The 19,120-nt window shown below is 67.5% G+C and carries 16 protein-coding genes; all 16 read left to right on the top strand.

Going from position 1 to position 19,120, the window contains the following annotated elements; all coding sequences use genetic code 11:
* Window positions 1–797, top strand: a 797-nt coding sequence (locus LBC97_07485) for a hypothetical protein (protein ID MDR2565888.1), incomplete at its 5' end; no start/stop codon positions are given.
* A gap of 100 nt (window positions 798–897) precedes the next feature.
* Window positions 898–1,845, top strand: a complete 948-nt coding sequence (locus LBC97_07480) for a hypothetical protein (protein MDR2565887.1) — start codon at window positions 898–900, stop codon at window positions 1,843–1,845.
* Window positions 1,846–1,974: 129 nt separating this feature from the next.
* Window positions 1,975–3,258, top strand: coding sequence for a hypothetical protein (locus LBC97_07475; protein ID MDR2565886.1), 1,284 nt, complete (start codon window positions 1,975–1,977; stop codon window positions 3,256–3,258).
* A 110-nt stretch (window positions 3,259–3,368) separates the two neighbouring features.
* Window positions 3,369–4,613: a signal recognition particle-docking protein FtsY gene (gene ftsY, locus LBC97_07470; protein MDR2565885.1), complete on the top strand. Its 1,245-nt coding sequence runs from the start codon at window positions 3,369–3,371 to the stop codon at window positions 4,611–4,613.
* A 306-nt stretch (window positions 4,614–4,919) separates the two neighbouring features.
* On the top strand, window positions 4,920–6,248 hold the full coding sequence (locus tag LBC97_07465) for an ammonium transporter (protein ID MDR2565884.1): 1,329 nt from the start codon (window positions 4,920–4,922) through the stop codon (window positions 6,246–6,248).
* A 25-nt stretch (window positions 6,249–6,273) separates the two neighbouring features.
* Entirely contained in the window at window positions 6,274–6,612 is a 339-nt protein-coding gene (locus LBC97_07460) for a P-II family nitrogen regulator (protein ID MDR2565883.1), read from the top strand.
* A gap of 91 nt (window positions 6,613–6,703) precedes the next feature.
* Window positions 6,704–8,866: an HD domain-containing protein gene (locus LBC97_07455; GenBank protein ID MDR2565882.1), complete on the top strand. Its 2,163-nt coding sequence runs from the start codon at window positions 6,704–6,706 to the stop codon at window positions 8,864–8,866.
* A gap of 79 nt (window positions 8,867–8,945) precedes the next feature.
* Window positions 8,946–9,896 (top strand): hypothetical protein, encoded by a 951-nt coding sequence (locus LBC97_07450; GenBank protein ID MDR2565881.1) that lies wholly within the window; start codon window positions 8,946–8,948, stop codon window positions 9,894–9,896.
* 144 nt (window positions 9,897–10,040) lie between these two features.
* Entirely contained in the window at window positions 10,041–10,259 is a 219-nt protein-coding gene (locus LBC97_07445) for a hypothetical protein (GenBank protein ID MDR2565880.1), read from the top strand.
* Window positions 10,260–10,428: 169 nt separating this feature from the next.
* Complete coding sequence (gene ffh, locus LBC97_07440) at window positions 10,429–11,991, top strand: signal recognition particle protein (protein MDR2565879.1); 1,563 nt, start codon at window positions 10,429–10,431, stop codon at window positions 11,989–11,991.
* A gap of 433 nt (window positions 11,992–12,424) precedes the next feature.
* Window positions 12,425–13,549, top strand: a complete 1,125-nt coding sequence (locus LBC97_07435) for an amidohydrolase family protein (protein MDR2565878.1) — start codon at window positions 12,425–12,427, stop codon at window positions 13,547–13,549.
* Window positions 13,550–14,124: 575 nt separating this feature from the next.
* Window positions 14,125–15,501, top strand: a complete 1,377-nt coding sequence (locus LBC97_07430) for an ABC transporter substrate-binding protein (protein MDR2565877.1) — start codon at window positions 14,125–14,127, stop codon at window positions 15,499–15,501.
* A 121-nt stretch (window positions 15,502–15,622) separates the two neighbouring features.
* Window positions 15,623–16,612: a sugar ABC transporter permease gene (locus LBC97_07425; GenBank protein MDR2565876.1), complete on the top strand. Its 990-nt coding sequence runs from the start codon at window positions 15,623–15,625 to the stop codon at window positions 16,610–16,612.
* The gene (locus LBC97_07420) at window positions 16,609–17,541 is read left to right on the top strand and encodes a carbohydrate ABC transporter permease (GenBank protein ID MDR2565875.1); all 933 of its coding nucleotides are present in this window, start codon (window positions 16,609–16,611) and stop codon (window positions 17,539–17,541) included. Before LBC97_07425 ends, LBC97_07420 begins: the two co-directional genes overlap by 4 nt.
* A 712-nt stretch (window positions 17,542–18,253) precedes the next feature.
* Window positions 18,254–18,802 carry a 30S ribosomal protein S16 gene (gene rpsP, locus LBC97_07415; protein ID MDR2565874.1) on the top strand — a complete coding sequence of 183 codons (549 nt, stop codon included), beginning with the start codon at window positions 18,254–18,256 and terminating at the stop codon, window positions 18,800–18,802.
* Window positions 18,802–19,041 (top strand): RNA-binding protein, encoded by a 240-nt coding sequence (locus tag LBC97_07410; protein ID MDR2565873.1) that lies wholly within the window; start codon window positions 18,802–18,804, stop codon window positions 19,039–19,041. The genes rpsP and LBC97_07410 overlap by 1 nt, the downstream gene beginning before the upstream one ends.
* Window positions 19,042–19,120 lie beyond the last annotated feature (79 nt).

Genomic DNA, 19,120 nt, shown 5'->3' with positions numbered 1-19,120 from the left:
GGCTGGAATCCTTGCTTGACGCCTCCTGGGCCACCCGCCCATGGCAGACCGCTGATTTCATGAGCCGCGCAGCCCGCGATTTCATCAATGCCACACCCTTCAGCGACCTGTGGACCGGTGAGCGCCTCCTCAGGTTTCCCCCGAACCGGGACCTCGCACAGGGGCCATCCGTTCGCCTGGCCTTCGCCAAGGCCCTATACAACCTGACGGTGGTGCAGGATTTGGCGGGGTGCGAGGCGACGGTGGGGCGGCTTGGGGAGTTGGCGGGCCGGTTCGCCGCCGACCCGGCCATCGCCCTCCCGCTCGCCATGGCCTTGGTCAACCTGACTGTGGTGCAGGATTTGGCGGGGCGCGAGGTGACGGTGGGGCGGCTTGGGGAGTTGGCGGGCCGGTTCGCCGCCGACCCGGCCATCGCCCTCGAGCACGCCAAGGCCTTGTTCAACCTGACCGCCAAGCAGGATTTGGCGGGGCGCGAGGTGACGGTGGGGCGGCTTGGGGAGTTGGCGGGCCGGTTCGCCGCCGACCCGGCCATCGCCCTCCAGCACGCCATGGCCTTGGTCAACCTGACCGCCAAGCAGGATTTGGCGGGGCGCGAGGGGACGGTGGGGCGGCTTGGGGAGTTGGCGGGCCGGTTCGCCGCCGACCCGGCCATCGCCCTCCAGCACGCCAAGGCCCTATACAACCTGACTGTGGACCAGGATTTGGCGGGGCGCAAGGCCACCATCGGCCGGATTCGATTGTTGGCGCAGCAGTTTCCCGACGATGGAGAGATTGCCGCGCTACGTGACGCGTTGTGACTGCGGGAGGAAGGCGCGCAATGGATTTGCCTTGGACACAAGAGCGCGGAACGCGCCCAACAGATTTGGGGTCGAGCTAATGAAAGGCGCGCAGGTCCACTTGAGCGCAGTCGATCAGGCGCGGTTGGCGGCGATCGTCCTATTGGCCGCGGGGGCGTGGGCGGCTGGCGGATGCTCCAGCGGGGGCGGTGTGGCCAGCTTGAACGGCGGCCCGGCAGACGGGCGGACGCAACCCGAGATTGCCCGCGCCATGGTGGAGTGCCTTCAGAACGCAGGAGTGCCAGCGCTGGAGCTTCCCCTTGACGGCATTGTCGACGGCATGGACGGCAAGGTCATCGTCGATTTCCCCGACGATGAGCTGCAGTATTTGTCAGACGGCATCGTTTTGATGGAGGACTCTTACCGCGAGGGCATTTCCGAGGCGGAACTGGAGGCCGAATGGGAAGAAGTCAGATCCTTGGCGGCCAAGTACTTGGATTCAGGCGGCAACGTGTCCGGAAAGCCGTTCTTGATAATAGGCACCGATGATCACACCAAATCGTGGGTGAAATGCCTGAGGGAGACCGGCTACGCCGACCCCACTAACGCTGCAGCTGAGGAGTTCGATGCCAGATTCGCGCAGCGCACGCTGGAGGCGACTTTGGAGTGGTTGAAGTGCGCGCGGGCCAACGGCTACTCCGACCTCAAGGACCCCGATCCGCCCAGGTCGGAGGATCCCGCCGCCCAGGCGATGGCTTTGCTGCCGGGAGAAATCACCGAATCTGAATTGCGGAAACTGCTGGAGGCGTGCCCCAACTTCGACAGCGAGGCCCACGAGGCCGCCGACCAGATGGAGTGGGACGGAACCCTGTCCGGTTCGGAGGCGATTTGGGGCGCCTATCCGAGCAGCGTCGACCCGGTGATCGGTTTCGACGTGCCCGGTTTCAACGGCGACGACCGCGACGGCGCCATGGACGGTCTCTCAGAGGCCGAACAGGTCCGGCTAAGCTCACTCCGCGAAATCATCGAGGCGCCCGTGCGGCGGTACGTCACCGAACGCGCGGACTAACGGACGGCATCGGCCGACTTGGGCTCCATCCGGTGCCAGCGGTCCGAGAATTGGCGCGGCCTGGCCTTTTGTGCGGGCCTCCTGCTCGCAGCTGATTGAGGGTGCCGGTCCCCATGGCAGGATTTGAGTATGACGGAACCAACCGCCCTGCGGGCGTCGGATTGGGGCCGCCCCGATGGGGGACCGCCGAAGCGGTCGCGGCGCCGCGCCAGCCGGCCGGCCTGCATCGGGGCGCTGACCGCCCTCGCGCTGGTGGCGGGGTGCACCCACGGCGGCGGCACCGCCGCCCCCACGTCTGGCGGCGGGGATCCCTCAGCGTCCATCGGCTCCGGCGATGCCGCCCAGGGCGAGGATTCGGTTCGCTGGGCCATGTTCAGCAGCGCGGCACCCCCCGACATGCCTCTGGAACCCTACTTTGAGGCGCTGCGCTATGAGCGCACCATCCTGGGGCCCGGCCTGGAACAGAGATCGGCCCAGCGCCACAACGACGTGGAGGCCGAAGTCGCGCGCTGCATGGCCGCGGCCGGGTTTGTCTACTACCCCACGGAGCCTTTCGCCTCCGACGGCACCTCCGCCCGGGCGCAGGCCTCTGACCAAGATTTCGGCTGGCTGTGGGACCGTTTGCCGGTGCCGCAATTGGGCGAGACCAGGCAGGACGTCGCCGAGCACGGCTACGGTCGCTGGGAGGAACTGGGGGAGGGGGTGTTGGACTGGGACGATCCAGCCGACCAAGCGGCGCTCGAAGAGCAGTACGCCAACGACCGGAACGCGCAGTACATGGAGTCGCTGTCGAAGTCGGCCCTCGACGCGTACCACAAGGCTCTTGATGGCTTGGAGCCGGCGGGCGAAAACACGTGGGTGAGCTCGACCGCCAAACCGGGAGAGATAGGCAGCTGCCGCGACCGCGCAGAAACAGCGCTTCCCGACCCCGCCATCACCGACCCGCTGACCCATTACGCCCAGCAAGACTTGGTCGGCGCCATGGGCGAGATCAGTTGGGACATTGACAACGACCCGCGCACACTGGAACTGGACCGCGAGTGGTCTGCCTGCATGGCGCAGTTCGGCTACGACCTCCCCGAAGAATGGGGCGTTGGCGACAGCGGCATAAGAATGGTCACCAGCGGGCCGGTGCTGGCGTTCTACCTGGCCATACGCTCCGGCGCAGACGGCACGGTCGCCGACAGGGGCCGGTACCTCGACGGGCCGCTGCCGAAGGATCAACGGTCCATGATCCAGTCCGAGCCGGAGAAGGCCATCGCCCTGGCCGATTTCGATTGCCGCCAGCAGACCGATTACATGTCCCGCCTGACGGCGATGCAGCGCGAAATGGAAGAGGACTTCGTTCGGGCCAACGGCCCAGCCTTGAAGGGACTGCTCGCCGCCATCGAGGCCAACATCGCCGAGGGATGACCCCTTCCGGCCCTCCAGCCGCAGGTGTGGCCGGCCCTCGGGCGGCGGTTCCACGGGCGCCGGCCGCCCGTCAGCCCGCCCTTGCGCCCAAGTGAGGGAAGATGGTGGGCATGGGTTCAGATGCTATGACTTGGCTGATCGTCGCCTGCGTTGTGATCGCGGCGGCGGCAATTGGGCTGCTCGCCTTCTGGTTGGTCCGCCGGCGCGGACGTTCGGCGCCGTCCGTCCAGCCAACGCCGCCGATGCCGTCCGCCAAAGCCGCCGCACCGCCGCCAGTTCCAGCGGCGCCGCTGGAGCCGACCGGAGCCGAACCGGAGGCCGGGCCTAAGGCCCAAGGCCCGTCCGAGCCGGGCGCCGAGGCCGCGCCCGGAGAGCCGGGTGAACCCGCGCCCGAAGAGCGGGACGAATCCGCAGCCCAGGGCGTCGAACTGGAGATTCCGGAAGCCCCCGCCTCCCGCCTGCAGCGTTTGCGGGCACGGCTGGCCGGGTCCAAATCGGCGCTGGGCCGGGCGCTGCTGGCGGTGCTGAGCCGCGACCAGTTGACCGAATCGGATTGGGACGAATTCGAGGAGACATTGCTGTTGGCGGACGTGGGCGCGGCCGCCTCAGAGGAGATCCTGGACAACGTCCGGGCGGCCATGCGGGTCGAAGGCGCGGGCGCGGACCCGGCAGCGACCCTCAGGCGCGAGTTGCTGGCGGCGGTCGCCGCGCCGGCCAGTCGCACCATCCGCGACCAAGGCGAGGACGGCAACCCGGGAGTCATTCTTGTGGTCGGGGTGAACGGTTCGGGGAAGACCACGACGATCGGGCGCCTCGCCCGCCTCGAGGTGGCGGAAGGCAACACAGTCATCCTGGGCGCGGCGGACACCTTCCGGGCCGCCGCCGCCGAACAGCTCACAACCTGGGGCGAACGGGTCGGGGTCGAAGTGGTGCGGGGCCCGGAGGGATCCGACCCGGCCTCGGTCGCGTTTGACGCCGTGGCTGCCGGGATTGACCGCCAGGTCGACACCGTCATCATCGACACAGCCGGCCGCCTGCACAACAAGGCCAACCTGATGGGGGAATTGGAGAAGATCAAGCGGGTCGCCTCCAAGCGGGTGCCCATCACGGAAACCCTGCTGGTCCTTGACGCGACGACTGGACAGAACGGGCTCACCCAAGCGCGGGTCTTCACCGAGGCGGTGGACGTGACCGGGATTGTGCTGACCAAGCTGGACGGCACAGCCAAAGGCGGGATTGTGATCGCGGTGCAAAGAGAACTGGGCGTGCCCGTCAAACTGGTCGGCTTGGGGGAGGGCCCCGACGACCTGGCGCCCTTTGACCCCGAAACCTTCGTGGACGGCCTGATCGCCTGACCGGCCTGATCGGCCCGACCACCTGATCGGCCCGACCGCGTGACCGGTCCGACCGCCTGACCGCGTGACCGCCTGACCGCGTGACCGGCCTGACCGCGTGAGCGGTCCGACCGCTCTGACCGGCCCGATGCCGGGCCCTGCGTGGCTGGGGGCTGGGAGGCGGGTGGACGGCATCGGGCAACATAACGTTTACCTGGGCGGCGGTGCCGTCATGCGCCCGTAACAGGCCTGAGCGGCAAACGGAAATCCTTCCGGCGCAAGCTCGTTGGGTATAAGCGAGCCCCGACGAAACTAGGAGGGATCACGGTGAGTAGTGACCTGCTGTTGGCGGCCAGTGTTGAGAGTTTTCCTCTCGACACCGGCAACACCGCATGGATTTTGACTTCCGCCACGCTGGTGCTGATGATGACGGTGCCGGCGCTGGCCTTTTTCTATGGCGGTTTGGTGAGAACCAAGTCCGTCCTGAACATGATGATGCTGAGCTTCGGCACCGCCGGAGTGGTGGGCGTCATCTGGGTGCTGTGGGGCTATTCGATGTCCTTCGGCAGCGACGTGGGGGGGTTGTTCGGCAACCCCGCAGAATTATTCGGCCTGACCAAGCTGGCGATTGACGACCCGACCAACGTGTTGGCCGAATCGGGAGTCCCGGCCTGGGTCTGGGTCGGCTTCCAGGCGACCTTCGCGGTCATCACGGTCGCGCTGATCTCCGGGTCGCTGGCGGATCGCGTGCGGTTCGGGCCCTGGCTGGTCTTCGTGGGGATCTTCGCCACGGTGGTCTATTTCCCGCTCTGCCACATGGTCTGGGGCGGGGGCATGCTGGGCGGAGACGGCTGGGTGGCCAACGCGTTGTCCACTCCGTTGGACTTCGCGGGTGGCACGGTTGTCCACATCAACGCCGGCATTGCGGGCCTGGCTCTGGCCTTGGTGATCGGCAAGCGGCAGGGCTTCGGCAAGACCCCCATGCGGCCCCACAATGTGCCCTTCGTGATGCTCGGCGCCGCTCTCCTGTGGATCGGCTGGTTCGGCTTCAACGCTGGCAGCGCTGGCGCGGCCAACGACCAAGCGGGCCTGGCCTGGGTGAACACGTTTGTCGCCACCGCCGCTGCGGCTATGGCCTGGGCGGCGACGGAAAAGATCAAGGACGGCAAGCCGACTTCGGTGGGCGCGGCCTCGGGCGTGGTGGCTGGCCTGGTCGCCATCACCCCAGGGGCGGGGTTCGTCTCGCCGTTGGGCGCGGTCGCCATTGGCGTGGTGGCCGGTGTGCTGTGCGCTTTGGCGGTGAGCCTGAAGTTCAAGCTCGGTTATGACGATTCCCTGGACGTGGTTGGGGTCCACCTGGTCGGCGGGCTGGTCGGCACCGTGCTGATCGGCTTCTTCGCCACGGAGAACAACCTCTGGCCCGGGGCTCAGGCCGGGCTCTTCTACGGCGGCGGGCTCACCCAGTTGTTGACGCAGGTCACGGTGGCTTTGTTCGCAGTCATCTACTCTGGGGTTATCACGGCCGTGATCGGCCTGTTGATCAAGGTCACCATCGGCTGGCGAATCGGCGAGGCTGAAGAGGTCTCCGGGATTGACCTTGCCCAGCACGGCGAGACCGCATATGAGACCATCACTTCTGGTCGGTTCAACAACTGACCCGTTATCCGAAAGGCAAGGAAAGATGAAACTGGTTACGGGAATCATCCAGCCGCACCGTTTGGACGCGGTCAAGACCGCCCTCGAAGCGGCCGGAGCACGCGGCATGACGGTCTCAGAGGTGTCCGGCTACGGCCGCCAGAAGGGCCACACCGAGGTCTACCGTGGCGCCGAATACACGGTCGACCTGCTGCCCAAGATCAAGATTGAGGCGGTGGTGGATGACGCGGTCGCGGCGCCCGCCGTCGAAGCAATCGTCTCCTCCGCCCGCACAGAGCGGATTGGCGACGGCAAGGTCTGGGTCGTGGACGTCGAAGAATTGGTCCGCGTGCGGACCGGCGACAAGGGCGCGGACGCGCTGTGAGCGCGTTCGCCAAGTCTGCTTCGCTCTGACGTCCGATCAGTTGACTGCCGAGGTCCCGGAAGGCGGCGCCCCCGCCTTCCGGGACCTCGGCATGGCCAGAAAAGGCCAAGGACCGTTCGCGTCAGTGTGGTGGATGCCCGGCCGGCGCGGACGGGCCCTGCGGACCCAGTTGCTGCGGGCCGCCTTGCGGCGGCTGTGGGTCGAGGCGGCGGCCAGCGACCCACTGGGCGGCTCCGGTGCCGGCTCCGCCGGCTTCGGGTCTGCGGCGGGGTTGGGCGATTATGGGGCGGTAGGCTCGGGTGGGTCGCTCGGGTCGCTTGGCGCTCTCGGCGGGGCGCTTTCGGCTGGCGGGGAGAGTTTGGGCGGCGGAGGCGGCCCGGCCGGCGGCATTGCACTCGGAGGGGTTGGCTCGCTTGGGCGCGGCGACATCGGCCCGCTGTCCGATCTCGACCTGGTGGTGGTCTACGAAGGCCACGGCTGGAACGACGACCGCCGGGAACGGCTGGCGCGGGCGCTGTGGTACCAAATCTGGGACGCCGGTTTTGACTTGGACCAGTCCTTCCGGTCGTTGGCCGAATGCCGCCGGATCGCGTCCTCGGACCTGCCCGCGGCGACCGGACTGCTGTCGTTGACCCCGCTGGCCGGGGATAGGGAACTGGCGGGCAGGGCGGCATCGGCGGTGTTGACAGACTGGCGGGCGGCGGCCCGCAAGCGGCTGCCGGAACTGGTCGCTTCGGTGGCGGAGCGGGAAGAGGCGTTCGGGCATTTGGCCTATCGGCTGGAGCCGGACCTGAAGGAGGCGCGGGGCGGATTGCGGGACGCCGTCACCCTGGACGCGCTGGTGGCCTCTTGGCTGGCGGAGAAGCCGCGCCGGGAACTGGGCTTCGACGGGGCACGGGAGTACCTGCTGGACGTGCGGGACGCCTCGCACAGCGCGGCCCGGCGCAACGCGAGCCTGCTGCTGATGGCCGACCAGGACGTGACGGCCCGCGCGCTGGACCCACACTTGACAGCCGACCGGCTGCTCGCCAACCTGGCCAGCGCGGGGCGGACCATCACCTATGCCCTTGACACAACGATGAGGCGGGCGGTTGGCAACCTGCCCGGCCGCAAGGTGCTCCCCGCCGTGTTTGTGCGCAGCCGACGGCAAGGGCCTCGGCTCACGCCCCTGGCGCAGGGGTTGGCGGAACTGGGCGGGGAGATTGTGCTATCCGGGAGCGGGCCCGGGACCGCGTCTGGATTTGGGCAGGCGCTAACGCCGGCTTTCGGGGCCGTGCACGGGCTGGCTGCCGGGTCTGGGTCGGCTGCCGGTCCCGGGGCGGTCGACGGGTCTGGGGCGGTTGACGGGTCTGGGCGGGGTGCGGGGCCTAGGTCGGCCGCCGTGTCCGGGCGCGCCGCGTCTGGGCAGGCCGCCACTTCTGGATGGGTCGGAGGGTCTGGTCCGGCCGCCGGGTCTCAGTCGGGCGGGACCGGCCTTGGGGCGGCCGCAGGGTCGGGCGCGCCTGGGGTCCCCGCGCCGTTGTCGGTGCCAACGGATCCGGCTCTGCCGCTCCGGGCGGCCCGAGTGGCCGCGCAGACGGGCTTCGCCTTCGAGCCGCTGACGCTGCTGTCTTTGCGCGACTGCCCGGCCTTGCTGGAGCCGTGGCCAGCGGAGGCGCGGTCCGAACTGGCGGCCTATCTGGCGTGCGGGGAAGCGATAGTGCGGGTCTGGGAGGACCTCGACCAGGCGGGCGTGATAGTTCGCCTTTGGCCCGAATGGATCGGCGTGCGAAACCTGGTGCAGCGCAACGCGCTGCACCGGCACACCGTTGACCGTCATCAGGTCGAGGCCGTCGCCCGGCTCGCCTCCTTGAACCTCGGGTCCGCCCCGGCTGATCTGGTCGCCGTGGCGGCGCTGTTCCACGACCTGGGCAAACGCCCCGGCGAACGCGACCACCCGGCGCTGGGCGCGCTGCTGGCCCGGCCGCTGTTCGCCCGCATGGGCTATGAGCCGGAGCAGGTCGAGTTCATGGTCGCCCTGATCCGCCACCACCTAACGCTGCCGGTTCTGGCGACCTCACGGGATCCCAACGACCCGGAGACCGTTGCGGCGCTTCTAGACGCGGTGGACCACCGGCTCGACTTGCTGGACGGCGTGGCGGCCCTCACCGAGGCGGACGCCCAAGCCGCCGGCCCCAAGGCCTGGACCAAACTGCGAGCCTCCCTGATCCGGGGCCTGGCGGACCGCGCCCGCGCCGCCTTGGCGAACAGTTGAGGAGAACGGCCGCCGCGGTTATCCACAGCAAAGACGCCCGGCACCCACTAGGTTCTTGAAGACGTCCGATAATCGCAGCGTGGCAATCACCGACACCGAACACTTCTCCGCGCTGGTCGAACGTTGCAATGACGCCGTTGATCACAGCCCCGGCGGAATGGTGACCGGCGCGGCGGCGCTCGCCCTGTCGGGGTGCGACTTGCCCAGAGCTCTTGAAGACGAGGCGCTCAATGGGCCCGTGGAAGTGAGTCAAGGAGTTGCACGGCTGCGATCAGCCAGCGGTCGAGCGCACCGGCATGCCAAACCAGCCCAGCCGTGGCGCTTCACCTGCGGGGTCCCCTTGGCCCCGCCAGGTGATTGGCTGGCGCAATTGGCCGCCAACCATCTTCCCTCCGGCTACTATTTTCCACCGACCCGGCGCCAATCCTGGGACAAACTGGGCCGACATGGCAGAGCCCGCAGGTTGCGGACCATTCTGGGCCTGGGCGGCCTGCCATGGCCGCTGGCCGATTTCACAGTTGAGCCGCATCGCTCGTTCGCCGGCCTGGTGATGGCCGCAGACGCTCTCATGCGCGGGGAGGCGGCCTGGGTCACCAAAGCCGACCTCTTGGGGAGCGTCGAGAGCCTCGGGGCTCGTCCCGGCGTCAAGACCGCCCGCCTGGTGGTGGCGCTGGCCGAACCGGGCACGGACTCCAATCCGGAGACCTGGGTCAGGCCGGTTCTGCGCGATTGCGGCCTGCCGCGAGGGATGGTCAACCGCCCGGTGAAGGACGGCAGCGGCAAGATCGTCCGCTACGAAGACTTGGGTCTTGAGCATTACCCGGCTGGCATTGAGTATCAGGGCCGCTACCACTTCGAGTCGGTCGATCAGTTCTACGCGGACATGGAGCGGCGCGAGCAACTGCGCTGCCTTGGGCACGCAATGATCGAGGTAGGGGCCAAAGACTTGCGCGACCAGCATCGGTTGGTTCGGCGCGTTGCGACCGAGCTGGCAAGAATCGAAGGCGTGAAGCTTCCGCCACCAACCTGAGGGCGGTTGGGACGCCCATGTCGGGGCACCAATGCGATCTTCGGGCTCTTCGTGATCCGCTGGTGGATCAGGATCGTGTTCTAGGTTGCATTTGGCTCCGTGGCGGGCGCTTGGGCGGCCCGTGGTGCAACCTTCGGGCTCTTCGTGATCCAGCGGTGGATCAGGATCGTGTTCTGGGTTGCATTTGACACCGTGGCGGCCGGCGAGGTGGCCCCCTATGCGACCTCCGGGCTCTTCGTGATCCAGTGGTGGATCAGGATCGTGCTCTGGGTTGCATTTGGCACCGTGGCGGCCGCCTGGGTGGCCCGTGGTGCAACCTTCGGGCCCTTCGTGATCCAGCGGCGGATCAAGATCGTGTTCTAGGTTGCATTTGGCGGCGTGGCGGCCGGCGAGATCGCCTCTGGTGCGACCTTCGGGCTCTTCCTGATCCGTTGGTGGATCACGATCGCGTTTTGGGTTGTACCGGCGTCCATGGCGTTCGCGGAATTCTCATGGCGGGCTTCGCTGCGGGGCCGGGTAGCCTTAAGGCCTTATGTTCAATTCCCTGTCTGACCGCCTCACCGCCACGTTCAAGTCGTTGCGCGGCAAGGGGCGGCTGTCGCCAGCCGATGTTGACGCCACCATCCGCGAGATTCGCCGCGCGCTGCTGGACGCCGACGTGGCCGTCCCCGTGGTGCGCCAGTTCACGGCCGCCGTCCGCGAGCGCGCTCTGGACGAGGACATCAACAAGGCCCTCAACCCGTCGCAACAGGTCGTGAAGATCGTCTACGACGAGTTGGTGGAGGTGTTGGGTGGCCAGACTGCCGAACTGGACCTGGCGACCCGTCCGCCCACGGTCATATTGCTGGCGGGACTCCAGGGATCCGGCAAGACGACCCTCGCGGGCAAGTTGGGTTTGTGGCTGAAAGAACAGGGCAAGAGGCCCCTGCTGGTCGCCGCGGACTTACAGCGGCCGGGCGCGGTCAGGCAGTTGGAGATCGTGGGCGGCCAGGCGGGCGTGGACGTGTTCGCCCGGGAGCCGGGCGACGGCGTGGGCGACCCGGTCGAGGTGGCGGCGGCGGCGCTTCGGCACGCCCAAACCGAGCATTTCGACACCATGGTGGTGGACACGGCGGGTCGGCTCGGCATTGACGACGGGCTGATGAGGCAGGCCGCCCAGATCCGCGACGCGGTTCAACCAGATGATGTGTTGTTCGTCATCGACTCGATGATCGGCCAGGACGCGGTCACCACGGCGGAGGCGTTCAAGGCCGGGGTCGGCTTCACGGGCGTGGTGCTGACCAAACTGGACGGCGACGCCCGCGGCGGCGCCGCGCTCTCGGTCAGGTCCGTCACCGGCGTGCCGATCCTGTTCGCCTCGACCGGCGAGAAGCTGACCGATTTCGAGGTCTTCCACCCCGACCGCATGGCGAGCCGCATCCTCGACCTGGGCGACATCATGACCCTGATCGAGCAGGCCCAGCGCGTCTTCGACGAGGAGCAGACCAAAGCCCTCGAGCGCAAGATCAAAGGCGAGGGCGATGATTTCACGCTCGACGATTTCCTGGCGCAACTTCAACAGGTGCGTCAGATGGGCTCGCTCAAGAAGCTGATCGGCATGATGCCCGGGGCTGGCCAAATGCGCGAGGCACTGGACCAGTTCGACGAGCGCGAAGTGGACCGTGTCGAGGCGATCATCCGGTCCATGACCCCCCAGGAGCGCGCCAACCCGAAGATTATCAACGGCTCCCGCCGCGCCCGGATAGCGCGCGGCTCGGGCAACACGGTTCAAGCGGTCAACCAGGTCCTGCAGCGCTTCGACCAGGCCAAGACCGTGATGCGCTCAATGGCACGGGGCGGCCGCCCGCAGCTGGGCGGCGGGGGCAAGAAGTCCAAAGGCCGGATGCAGTCCCCGCAGCGCCGAGGCAAGAAATCTCGCTCCGGCAACCCCGCCAAGCGCGCCGCTGAGGAACGCGCGATGGCCGAACGCCGTGCCCGCGGACCCGAACCGGATCAACCGAAAAAGGGCTCGGCTTTCGGGCTGGGCGGCGGCGCCGAGCCCCCGCCCGCGCCAGGTCAGATTCCGACTGGCTTGGGCGGACTGTTCGGTTCGTAACGCACCCGCCAGCGTCGAGGCGGACTGGAGTGGGAGCGGCTCGGTCGGACTGTTCGGTTCGTAGCGCACCCGGCAACGCCGAGGCGGACCGGAGTGGGCGGGGCTCGCGCGGACACTGCTTGGTTCGTAGCGCACCCCACGGCGTCGAGGTGGGGCGCGGCCCGGCCGGGCTGTTCGGTTCGTGGCGCACCTGGCCGCCCAATTTGCCGAACGCCTTCCGGGTCCGCCCGGTGCCGCCGGAACGCAAGGTCTCTTGGCCCGCCGGGGTCGATCTGCGGCGACAGTCAGCGGCGCTCGGGGAGCGTCGGTTTTGGACGGTGGCCGGTGTCCGGCGTTTAATGGTGGGTAACGGGCGGCGCGCAGCCACATCGTTTCAGGTTGGTACCGGGACGGGCGCTATCCGGCAACCTGAGAACTACAAAGGAGGCGCCTGATGGCGACCGAGGTGATTCACCTATCGGGGGCGATAGTTGTCGATGGCGACACGGAAGTTGGCGATGTTTGGTCGGTCGATGGGCGGCTGACTTTCGAAAGGCCGACCCGTGCGGCCGATTTGCGAATCGACGGGGTGGTCCTGCCGGGGCTGGTCGACGTGCACTGCCACATCGGACTGGGCTCAATGGGCGCGGTGCCGCCCGACGAGGCGGAGCGGCAGGCGGTTCTTGACCGGGACACTGGCGTCCTCCTGGTGCGGGACGCGGGTTGCCCGCGCGAGCCCTACAACACGAGGTGGCTGGACGGCGAGCCGTGGGCACCCAGGATCATCCGTTCCGGCCAGCATCTGGCGATCGCCAAGCGCTACATCCGCCACCTGCCACGAGACATTGTGCCTGACCAGTTGCCTGACGCAGTGGCGGAGGAGGCCCACGCCGGCGACGGCTGGGTCAAGCTGGTCGGCGACTGGATTGACCGCACCATGCCGGAGCCGGACCTGGCCCTGCTGTGGCCGGACGACAAACTGGTCGAGGCGGTTGACCGGGCGCATGAACTGGGCGCCAGGATCACCACGCATGTGTTCTCAGCTGAGGGGGCGGCCCAGGCCCTGCGTTGCGGCCTTGACTGCATTGAGCACGGCACCGGCCTGGACGCCGCCATGATGGCGGAGGCGCGAGCCAAGGGTGTGGCGGTTGTTCCCACCATGATCCAGCGCGAGCATTTCGCCGAGATCGCCGCTGGCGGCGGCGGCAAGTACCCGGTCTGGGAGCGGCACTTCCTTGACCTCTACGAGGCGCGTTATGCGCAGGCGAAAGAGCTGTATGACAGAGGGGTCAGGCTGCTGGTCGGATCGGACGAGTCGACCACCATTCCCCACGGTGTGTATTGCACGGAGACGGATTTGATGGCGCTGGCCGGGATCTCCGCCGAAGCCATCATTGAGGCCGCCACCTACGGTGGGCGCGACTACCTGGGCGTGCCGGGGATTGAAGAGGGGGCCAGCGCGGACGTGGTGGTTTACGCGTCCGACCCGCGCCAAAGCGTGGCCGTGCTGCGCGCTCCCCAAGCCATAGTGCTGCGCGGGGCCGTGCTGGCCGGCACCGTGGCGGGAGCCGTTCTGTAGCGCGGGTGTCGGCGCGCCCAAGCCATAATGCCGCGTTTGCCGGTGCTCGTGGGAGCTGTGGCGGGGGCCGGGAACCGTCCCGTGCAGCGGGTGCCCGCGCGCCCAAGCCATAGTGCCGCGCGGTCCGCCGCGCCCCCCGAAGCGTCGCGGCGATCGGAGGCGCAGTGCCGTTCCGAGCGAGCCGCTTTTCAAGTCCCTTCGGTTGCCTCGCCAAGGACGTGCTCGGGGCCGCGTGCCGACTATGCGCCCCGGCAGTCAAGCCCAGCCATGAGGAGATTAAGGTCACGAAATGGTAACGGCCCCGCATTTGGCATTGCTATTGGGCCACAGTTGTCGGGTGCCGCGGGCGGCGGTCTGGAACCCGCCGGACCGCTGCTGACCTGCCGGAATTCGTGGCGCCGTGACCAAAGCGTGATCTGGGACGCCGCCGCCGCCCGGTCGCGGTCAGCGCGGTGGAAGCTTAGTTTATGAACGTAACGGGCCGCCCACCGGGCGTTGTGGCTGGGCTGGGGGACCGGAGCCAAGGCACATGGAAGGTGCGGAGGCGGATCAAGCACAATAAGCGAGGAGCGACAATGAAGCGTTCAATTGGCAAGGCCGCGATTGCAGCAGGCCTGGGCTTGGCCCTTGCCACGGGCATGGCTGCCTGCGGGGGCGACGACAAAGACAACAACACCGGCGGTTCAAACGGCGGCGGCAATCAAGCCAAAGCCGACTGCGCGGCCTATGAGAAGTACGGCGACTTGAGCGGCAAGTCGATCAGCGTCTACACCACTTTCGTGGACATCGAGGGCGCCAGCTACGAGGCGTCCTTCAAACCTTTTGAGGAGTGCACCGGCGCGGACATCAAGTACGAGGGCTCCAAGTCGTTGACCGCGGACGTTTTGACTCGGATCGAGGCCGGGGCGGTGGCGGACATCGTGGCGTTCCCGCAGCCGGGACTGCTGCAGCAGGCGGTGGCGACCGGAAAGGTGCTGGAGGCCCCGGCCGACGTGGCGGCCAATGTGGACCAGTATTGGACGGCCTCGTGGCGGGATTACGGATCGGTTGACGGGAAGCTTTACGCGGCGCCTTTGGGGGCCTCGGTCAAGTCGCTGGTCTGGTTCTCGCCCTCGGCCTTCGACGAGAACGGCTACGCGGTGCCGGAATCTTGGGACGAGCTGCTGGCGCTGACTCAGCAGATGGCGGAAGACGCCGTGGCGAAGCCCTGGTGCGCCGGCATAGCCGACGGGGAGGCGACCGGCTGGGTGGCCACCGACTGGGTTGAGGACATGGTTCTTCGGTCGGCCGGGCCGGAGGCTTACGACCAGTGGGTGAACCATGAGATTCCGTTCAACGACCCCAAGATTGTGGACTCCCTGAAGGAGTTGTCGAAGGTGCTGCGGGACGACAAGAACGTCAACGCCGGGATTGGCGACATCCAGTCGATCGCCGCCACCGCGTGGACGGATGCGGGCACGCCCATCCTTGACGGCCAGTGCTTCATGCACCGCCAGGCGTCGTTCTACGGCGGCAACTTCACGGACGAGGGAGCGACCGTGGCGGAGAACGGTGACATTTGGGCCTTCTACCTGCCCTCGTCGGATCCGTCCACCAAGCCGATCCTGGGCGGCGGCGACTTCGTCGCCGCGTTCGCGGACCGACCGGAAGTGGTCGCTTTCCAGACCTTCTTGTCCAGCCCGGAGTGGGCAAACGAAAAGGCCAAGGCCACCGAGGGCGGCTGGACCACGGCCAATAACAGCTTGGAGAAGGGCAACCTCAAGTCGCCGGTCGACCAGTTGGCTTTCGGCCTGTTGGCCGACCCGTCGGCGGAGTTCCGGTTCGACGGCTCCGACCTGATGCCGGCGGCGGTCGGTTCGGACGCGTTCTGGAAGGAAATGACGGCCTACTTCGCCGAAGGCAAGTCGGAGCAGGCCGTGGCGGACGCCATCGAAGCGGCCTGGCCCAAGTAAGCCGTACCGTTCTCCTAGCCCGGCTTGGCAGTCGGCGGGAGGCGTTCCGGGGAACCGCCGAGCGTGGCGGTTCCCCGGAACGCCCCGCCCCGCCCCGGCCGGACGCCAAAGGAGCCAGACAATGGACGCCTTGTTGCTGCACCCCACCACCATCGGGGGGAAACTGTTTCTGATGGTCATCGCCATAGCGCTGTTCGCGCTGGTCATGGCCCTGGTTCTGTTCCTTTCCCAACTGCCGAAACGGCTCCCCAGTTGGGTCACCGCGTTGATCTTCTTGTTCCCCGCCCTGGGACTCGTGTGCTTCGGGCTGATCTACCCCGCCCTGGTGACCATCAAGAACTCGGTGTTCGACGAGACGTCAACGAGTTTTGTCGGCCTGGCCAACTTCGGCGCCATTCTGAGTGACGCCGAGTTCTTGACGACCCTGCGCAACACCCTCGCGTGGGTGGTGCTGGTCCCGCTGTTGTCCACAGTGATCGGGCTGGTCTACGCCGTCCTCGTGGACCGCGCCAAGGTCGAGAAGTTCGCCAAGACGCTGATTTTCCTGCCCATGGCCATTTCCATGGTCGGGGCCTCAATCATCTGGAAATTCGTGTATGACAACCAGGTCGGCGTGCTGTCCCACCTGTATGTGACGGTGGCTGGCTGGTTCGGCGACCATGAGGCCACCGCCCCGCAGTGGCTGATGAACGCGCCTTGGAACACGTTCTACTTGATGGTGGTCATGATCTGGATCCAAGCGGGCTTTGCGATGACGGTGCTGAGCGCCTCCATCAAGGCCATCCCGGACGACATTGTGGAGGCCGGCCGGCTGGACGGGCTGACCGGCGTCAAACTGTTCCGTTACGTGACCGTCCCCATGATCCGGCCCGCGTTGGTCGTGGTCATGACAACGGTCGCTATGACCGCCCTGAAGGCTTTCGACATTGTCAGAACCATGCAGGGGCGGCTTTACCACGCCTCGGTCGTGGCGAACGACTTCTACACGCAGTCGTTCAACAATCACAACAAAGGAGTCGGCGCGGCGCTCGCGGTGCTCCTTTTCGTGATCGTGGTCCCCGTGATCGCCTACAACGTGAGCCAATTGAGGAAAGCGGAGGACATCCGATGAACAGCGTGGCAGTCGCGACCCGCAATCGCGCCGGCGGCCAACCGAAGCCCGGCGGGGGCAGGGCGGCGCGGGCCAAACGGGCGCTGACCTCGTCTTCGGCTTCGGCCATCGCGATCGCGATCGGCCTGCTTTGGTCCGTGCCGACGTTCGGGTTGCTGGTGACGTCTTTCCGGGGCTCGGTCAAGGACATCCGGCGGACGGGTTGGTGGGAGGCGCTGAACCCGTCCAACTGGGGCGGTTTCTCGCTGGACCATTACAAAACGGTGCTCAGTGGCAGCGGCACCGCGAATTTGGCCGACTATTTCATCAATTCGATCGTCATGACGCTGCCGGCGGTGGTCATCCCGATCTTTCTGGCGCTCCTTGCGGCCTACGCGTTCGCCTGGATTCCGTTCCGGGGCTCGAACATCCTCTTTGTGGGCATTTTCGCGTTGCAGGTGGTCCCGATCCAGGTCGCGATGGTGCCCCTGCTCACCCAGTACGTCAACTTGGGTTTGAACGCCTCCTTCTGGGTGCTGTGGCTGTCGCACGCCATGTTCGGCCTGCCGCTGGCGATCTTCCTGCTGCACAATTTCATGAAGGACATCCCGCGCTCCCTGGTGGAGGCCGCCCGCGTTGACGGCGCCGGCCATGTCACGATCTTCTTCCGCGTCATCTTGCCGCTGATGGTCCCGGCGATCGCCTCGTTCGCGATCTTCCAGTTCCTGTGGGTCTGGAACGACCTCCTGGTGGCGCTCGCTTTTGGCGGCAACACCCCGGATTTGGCGCCCATCACCGCCCGCCTCTCCGACATGGCCGGTTCGCTGGGTGCCAAATGGCACCTGCTCTCCGCCGGCGCCTTCGTGTCGATGATCGTGCCGGTGGCCGTCTTCCTGAGCCTGCAGCGCTACTTCGTCCGCGGCCTCCTGGCCGGCTCCGTCAAGGGCTAGGCGGCACCCCCGGGGAGCGGGGCCTCCAAACGACTTTGGCCAGTGCCCTGCCCCGGGCGGTGCGCGGTTGTCGCCCAAGAGTGCCTTCCCGCGCCCCGCGCCGTCCGCCCGCCACCGCCTTTCCGCCCCGCCGGTTCGCCTGGTGCCCGATCCCGCCTTCCCGCCCCACGCGGTCGGTTCGCCTGGTGCCGATGCCGTCCGCCCGCCCCAGCCCGCCCGCCGCCTTCCCATCCCGCCGCACCGTTGGGCGACACCACCGCGGGGGGGGTGTCGTTGGCGGGTGCGGCGGCTCTTGGGCCGTGTCTGGGGTGGCCCGCGTCTGGGCTGGCCAGGGGGTTGGGGTGGTTTTGGGCGGGTGGCGGTGGACGCCGTTGGTCGACACCACCGCGAGGGTGGTGTCGTTCGAGGGTGCCGCAGAGCACCGTTTTCGGCGGCTGGGCCCTGGCATTCGTCCATTGCGCGGTGGGTCGGGTTGTCCCCGCAGGCCTCAAGTTGGCCGCCGTGCGGGTCGGCGTTGGGCGCAAAGCGCCACCAAGCGCGGGCCGCGTTGAGGGGGCGGGGTAGTTTCTGGCACAATGACTGTTCGTATGTGCGCTTGAAGGACCCTCTCAACCATCACGCGCGCGTCCAGCTTGTCGGCCAGGCGACCCACCCCACGGGCCATCCCTGCGACGGATATCCATCTCAGAACGCAAAGGAAGTAACCGCTGCTGTGGCTGTAAAGATTCGGCTCAAGCGCCTGGGCAAGATCCGGGCACCTTATTACCGCATTGTGGTTGTCGACGCCCGCGCCAAGCGCGACGGGCGTGTGATCGAGGAAATTGGCAAGTACCATCCGACAGAGGATCCCTCGTATATCGAGGTCAAATCCGATCGGGTCCAGTACTGGCTGTCGGTGGGCGCCCAGCCCACGGCGCCCGTCCTGGCCCAGTTGAAGCTGACCGGCGACTGGCAGAAGTTCAAGGGCCTGCCCTACAAGGAGGGCACATTGAAGGTTCCGGCCCGGCAGGCCGCTGAGGCGGCTGCGGCCGCCGCCGTGGAGCAGGCCGAAGCCGAAGCCCTCAAGAAGGTCACCGCCCAAGCCGAGGCCAAGGCCAAAGCCGAGGCGGAAGCCAGGGCAGCCGAGGCGAAGGCGGCCGCAGAGGCCAAAGCCGCCGAGGCGGAGGCGCAGGCCGCCGATCCCGCCGAACCGGCCACGGATTCAGCCGAGCCCGCAGAGCCCGCCGCCGAATCCGAAGCCGCGGCAACGCCGGAGGCCTGATGCTGGCGCGGGCTTTGGAACACCTGGTTCGCGGAATCGTCGACGACCCGGACGCGGTCACCGTGCGCGAGCGGCGCAACCGCCGCGGCGAAATGCTCGAGATCCGAGTCGCGCCGACCGACCTTGGCCGGGTGATTGGACGCAACGGCCGGACGGCCAAAGCGCTCAGAACCGTCACCAACGCGCTCTCGCGGAGCGGCGACGTGCGGGTCGACGTGGTCGACACCGACCGGCGTTGACCCGGAGGTCAAACGCCTCCGCAGTTCACGATGCCGTCCGGACCGTCACGCGCGAACCCCGGTTGGGGGTCGCGGGGGT

It is taken from the genome of Bifidobacteriaceae bacterium, assembly GCA_031281585.1.
In the GTDB taxonomy this organism is placed as follows: Bacteria; Actinomycetota; Actinomycetes; order Actinomycetales; family WQXJ01; genus JAIRTF01.
This window is presented reverse-complemented; position numbering and strand designations above follow the sequence as displayed.